Source organism: Anaeroplasma sp., from assembly GCF_034179385.1.
Classification (GTDB): Bacteria; Bacillota_I; Bacilli_A; order Acholeplasmatales; family Anaeroplasmataceae; genus Anaeroplasma.
Genome location: NZ_JAXFPY010000128.1, coordinates 1 through 5,726, shown reverse-complemented (window position 1 = coordinate 5,726; position 5,726 = coordinate 1). Strand labels below are relative to the sequence as shown.

Genomic DNA, 5,726 nt, shown 5'->3' with positions numbered 1-5,726 from the left:
TAAACCTCAATATACAAGCTATATAAGAATTATCAAAAACGAAATCTATAAATTTGATTATTCAACAATAGATAGTTTACAAATAATTGATGACAATCTATCTAAAGAAGTTGATGCTTTAAGAGGATTACGTTCTGATATCAGACGTTACTATAGAAATATTACTAAAAACAAAGATAAGCAAAATTTAGAATTACTTCTTGAGGAATTTACAGGGGAATACAAGGAATATTTCTTTGATTCAGCGTACTTAAATTTAAAAATTAGAGATAATATTGATGCAGTAATACCTGAAATTGAAGAGCAATTAGATAATATATTTTCCGATTTTTTAAATATGGAAAAATTAGTTGCTGCACAAATGAAGGAAAAAGGATTTGAAGATTATACTTATGCTTCAAATCATATAGATCAAATAAGAAAACGAATCCTAACAAATATTAAAACTATACCTTCAATTATTGAAATGATTGATTCGAAAAATGAAAAATATGTTACAAGAACGGTTTCTGTTATTATTCATTTAATCCATCGTGGTGAAGATATAGAAGGTATACTACATAGATTAATCGATTATGTAAGTAAGAATGATGATATAGATGAGTCCTTTATATCACTATTTGAAATGAAGCATTATTCTTTTAATGCTTTGCGTAAGCCAAGAAAATACAATCCAAAACCAAAACCTGATATGATGAAATTGGATTTTGAAATGGATGAAGAAGTTAAAAATAAAACTTTAGAATTATTACAGGAAGATAAAAAATATAACATTCATGCAGTTAATACTTTTGTTTTAGATTTCTTAACAGGATATAAAAGTAGAAAAATATCTGAGCTAGATATCCAGTCAAAATATGAATTTATTATGATCATTGCAATTATGATGTATTCTAAATTACCCAATGCGCTATATGATTTAGATTTAACTAAGGAAAGAATTGTAAAGAATGGAATCACATTTAATGATTTTATTCTTAAAGAAAAGGGAGAAAGAAAAAATGACGAATAGTGAAAGTACAAGATTTAATGAGCTTTATTGCTTATTAACAGAATCAGAAAAAACTATGATGAAAAATGTAACGATTAAGTTATTAAAGGTAAATTTTTTATTAAGAAGAACAAATAAAGAAATGTATTCTTTTATTATGAATCATAAAGAATTATTATCCCTATTTTTTGAATATATGAATTTTGATTTTAATATTAGAGAAGATAAGGAATTAGTGTATATAAAATCAAATGATGATACATTAATAAGTAATATTACAAAAAACGAGACATTAGCTTTATTAGTATTAAGGCTTATTTACCAAAAAAAGATGGATGAAGTCTCTTTAGCGGATGAGGTTGAAACCACAATAGCTGAGCTTCAAAATCAATTATTCTCCTTTAATTTTGATTCGCAAAATAATGATAGAGTAAAAAGAAGTACTCTAAGAGAAATGCTTCAGATTTTTAAGCAACATAATATCATTTATTACAAAGATGATTTAGCATTAGATGATACAGTGATTACGATTTATCCATCCATTGAAGTTGCAATGGATTTTAAGGAAATTAATGAGATATTAACTCGTATTGAATTATTAAAGGGTGGAGATGATATAGATGATTAAGTTAAATAAAGTTGTATTAATTAACTGGATGTATTTTCAAAAAGCCACTCTTAATATTAATGGTAATACAGCATTAGTGGGAATTAATGGTACAGGTAAATCAACATTAATTGATGCAATCCAAATGTTATTATTAGGCCAACAACAAGCTAAATTCAATGCGAATGCGAATGCTGAAAAAAGAACGCTAGAATCTTATGTCAGGGGTGAGGTGAGAGTAGATGGTGAGCCATTTTTAAGAAATGGTGATGTCATTACATATCTTGCTTTAGAAATAATATCCAATGGAACAAAACATGTATTTGGTATAAATGTAAACTATAGATCTACATTATCAAAGCTTGATGATCCAAGATATTTTTATGTAAAAGATTTAGATTTAACTGAGGATTTATTTGTTCATGATAAATTACCTAAAACATATGATGTTTTAACAAAAGAGTTAAAGGCGAATTATGAATTTGTTCCTTTTCAAACTTTATATTCATATAAATTAAAGGTAAAAGATATTTTAGGCTTAAAAGATGAAACTGCCTATTTCAAGGCATTATCTAGAGCCGTTGGCTTAAAAAATATTACGGACTGTAATAAGTTTATAAATGATTTTGTTTTGGATGCAAAGCCAATTGATGTTTCAACAATAAAGAATAATATTGATGAAATGGGTAAAGTATCAAAGACAATAGAAAACGAAGAAAAAAAGCTTAATGCTTTAACTGAAATCGTGGATAAAGGAATGATTGTTGAAGACAACCTTAAGGAATTAGATAAATCTTCAATTAAAATTCATCTTGCCAATGTCAAATTATGTAACGATGACATTTTGGATTTGAATATACAAAACGGTAATTCTAATTCAAAAATTAACGAGTATGAAAACCAAAAACGAATCATTGAAAATGAACAAGTAAATCTTCAAAACCAACTAATGGAATTAGGGAAGGTGATGGAAAAGATTTCTCCTGACCTACCGAACATGAGAAAAGAATTGGATGAAAAGAGAAAAGATTACAATAAGGTTCATTTAACACTAAATACGTTTAATACTTATTGTAGCACAGAGCTTGCTAGCTTATCCGTATTATCAAGGTTTAAGAATAATCGCTTTGATGAATTCTATGAATTCTTATCGAAGGGAGAGTTCACTTCTGAAGCTACAAAAAAGAAGTTTTATGATTTTAGAAATGAAACTTTTAAAATCATCGATGAATTAAAAGAACAATCGAATGATGTAAAAAATGTATTCAAAAGTATAAGAGATAATTTGATTGAATTAGAAGATATCATAAAAAAATTAGAAAATAATCAAGTTCAATATGACCAAAAATACCTTTCTGTAATTGAATATATTAGAAGTGGGCTTAAGAATAAATTTAATTGTGATATTGAAGTAAAATTTTTATGTGAATATCTAGATATTACGGATGATTCATGGCGTAATGCTATTGAAGGATATTTAGGAAATCAAAGATTTTATATCGTTGTCCCTAATGAATATTATAAAGAGGCTATGAAACTATATCATAGCAATAAAGATATTTATCAAACAAGAATTATTAATGGAACAAGATTGCCAGACTTTGATTTTGAAAAAGGTTCTTTAGGAGAATATGTAAAAGCTTCAAATTCAACTGCATTAAATTATGCAAGATATTTATTGAATAGAGTTCATTGTGCTAAAGATATATATGAATTAGATCATTTTGATATATCTGTAACGAAAGATTGTATGCTATATCAAAATTATTCTTTAGGCCGTATGAATCCAAGAAATTATTTGGAACAATATATTGGCCAAGAAGGAAGAAAAATTCAATTAGAATATCGTAAAGCTCAAAAACAAGAGCTTGATGCCAATCTATTTAAAGTAAAGGCTAAATATCAAAAACTACAAGAAGATATAAGATTAATTGATAACGAAAGTAGATTTGCAACAAAGATGATTGAAAACAATTCATTCTTTGAAAGCATTGATATGGATTCTAAATTGTTTGACGAAGTAAATAATTTAGAGTCTTCGATAAAATTCTTTGAGCAAAACCCTAAATATATTGAGACTAGTGCGAAGATAGCTGAAGTAGAAAAGCATAAAGAAGAAAATAATGCTGAAATTAGACATATGAATGGCTTGATTATTGGCGAACATGCATCGATAAAATCTAACAAGGATAAGATAAAATCTTTGAAGGATTCCATCTTATTTTTCAATGAGCAGTTAAATTCTTTCGATGAATTTATGGTTGGGTTATTAAGTGAAGAGATGAATAATTTAAAAATATCTAAGTCATTTATTACAAGACTTGAATCAGAAAAAAATAGTCTTAATAAAACAATAACTAAGGCCCAAGCCGACATTGAAAATCTAATGAGAAATGTCAGAGATAATTTTAACATTAATGTTGAACCAAAATATGAATCAATGCCTAGGTTTATTGAAGAAAAGGGTAAAATAGATCAATCCATGTTTAAATATAAGTCTAAGCTACTAGAGATTCAAAAGAATATTCGAAAGTTATTCTTTAATACATTCCTTACAGGATTATATAAGTCAATAGAAGCTGCTGAAAAGACAATTAAAGATTTAAACTATAGTTTGGCAACATTTAATTTTGGTAGTGATTATTACAAGATTAAAATGGATGTTACTTCAAATCAAGATTTTAAGACGATTTATGATTATGCTAAAGAGTATAATTCTGATGATTCAGAAAGAGGCTTATTTATTGATAGAGAAGAGGAAGATAGAAAAAGAAATAAAATATTAGATTTATTAAACCAATATATGTATTCTGATGATCCAGTAAATAGAGATAACATCGTTGATTATAGAAAATATTTATATTTCGATGTTGAAGTTGAAACGCCAAACGGAACCAAGAAATTAAATGATGTTATTAAGACTCAATCCGGTGGAGAAGTTCAAGTACCTTTCTATATTTTAGCTGGAGTTGCATTCCAACAAACACTTGACTATAGAAGAAAAGGAAAAGATAACGTACTTGGAATTGTTTTATATGATGAAGCTTTTGATAAGATGGATTCACAGCGTATTCAATCCATGCTTCAATTTTATAAAGATAAATTAGATTTACAAGTAATTCTTGCATCACCAGGAAAGCTCGATTCTTTAGCAAATAATATTGAAACATTTATTGCTGTTATTCGTGATGGTAATAATGCGATTGTGAGTGATATTAGTCATGAAATATAAGGATATTATTTTAAAGGATTTACTATCTATTTATGAAAAAAGAGATGCGAATTCATCAAATTTTAAAACAAAAATAAAGATCAAAATAACGGATAAAACATATCCTAAATATTTTAATGATCCAAGTGGATTTGATGAATCCATAAAAGAACTAAAAAAGCAAGGATTAATCGATTATAAGCTTGTTCCACATGATACCGTAATCGATTATATATATTTAAACCTTGATAGAGTTGATGATGTAAAATCTATACTTGGAATAAAAGGCATATCGGATAAAAGAGAAAAATTATTAGAAGAATTAAATAAATATGATGATAAAAAAATTGTTGAATTAAAAACGAATATTTTAGAGCGTATGAACAGCAATAAATCTATAAAACAATACTTGGATGATACTTTTATTGATGCAATAAAAGCAGTGCATTATATTGAAAATTTAGATCATGACGTTTATGAAAGAAACGCTAGTAATTATATTTATAATGACTCTAAAAGATTGGCAAGTTTAAAAACAATACTAAATTCAATATATGATTCCGATAATACTTTAGAAGAACACGGAATAATGTCTGTTACTCCATATCTATATGTAAAAGGTGAAGGAATAATACATGTAAACAATCAAGCAATAGATTTATCTTTATTAGGTACATCCATAGGCATTCCTATTGATAATGTTGATGTCATTGATTTTGATAATATTAATAAGGTGACTACGATAGAAAATTTAACTACATTTTATGATTTTAAATCTGATGGATTAATCATTTATTTGGGTGGATTCTCTACCAGAAGTCAAAAGAAAGTTTTGAAAAGAATAAAAGAAAGATGCAACAATTTTTATCATTTTGGTGACATTGATTATGGTGGATTTACAATTTTAAATGATTTAA

4 protein-coding genes are annotated in these 5,726 nt (G+C 26.7%); all 4 read left to right on the top strand.

Annotation, left to right across the window (positions count from 1 at the left end; translation table 11 throughout):
* The coding region (locus tag SPJ17_RS08695; RefSeq protein ID WP_321094818.1) for a Wadjet anti-phage system protein JetA family protein at positions 1-1,012 on the top strand (1,012 nt) is incomplete at its 5' end.
* Entirely contained in the window at positions 1,002-1,619 is a 618-nt protein-coding gene (locus SPJ17_RS08690; RefSeq protein ID WP_321094816.1) for a DUF4194 domain-containing protein, read from the top strand. The genes SPJ17_RS08695 and SPJ17_RS08690, both read left to right, overlap by 11 nt.
* Positions 1,612-4,830 (top strand): SbcC/MukB-like Walker B domain-containing protein, encoded by a 3,219-nt coding sequence (locus SPJ17_RS08685; protein WP_321094814.1) that lies wholly within the window; start codon positions 1,612-1,614, stop codon positions 4,828-4,830. Before SPJ17_RS08690 ends, SPJ17_RS08685 begins: the two co-directional genes overlap by 8 nt.
* Positions 4,820-5,726: Wadjet anti-phage system protein JetD domain-containing protein (locus SPJ17_RS08680; RefSeq protein WP_321094812.1), on the top strand; the 907-nt coding region annotated here is incomplete at its 3' end. The genes SPJ17_RS08685 and SPJ17_RS08680, both read left to right, overlap by 11 nt.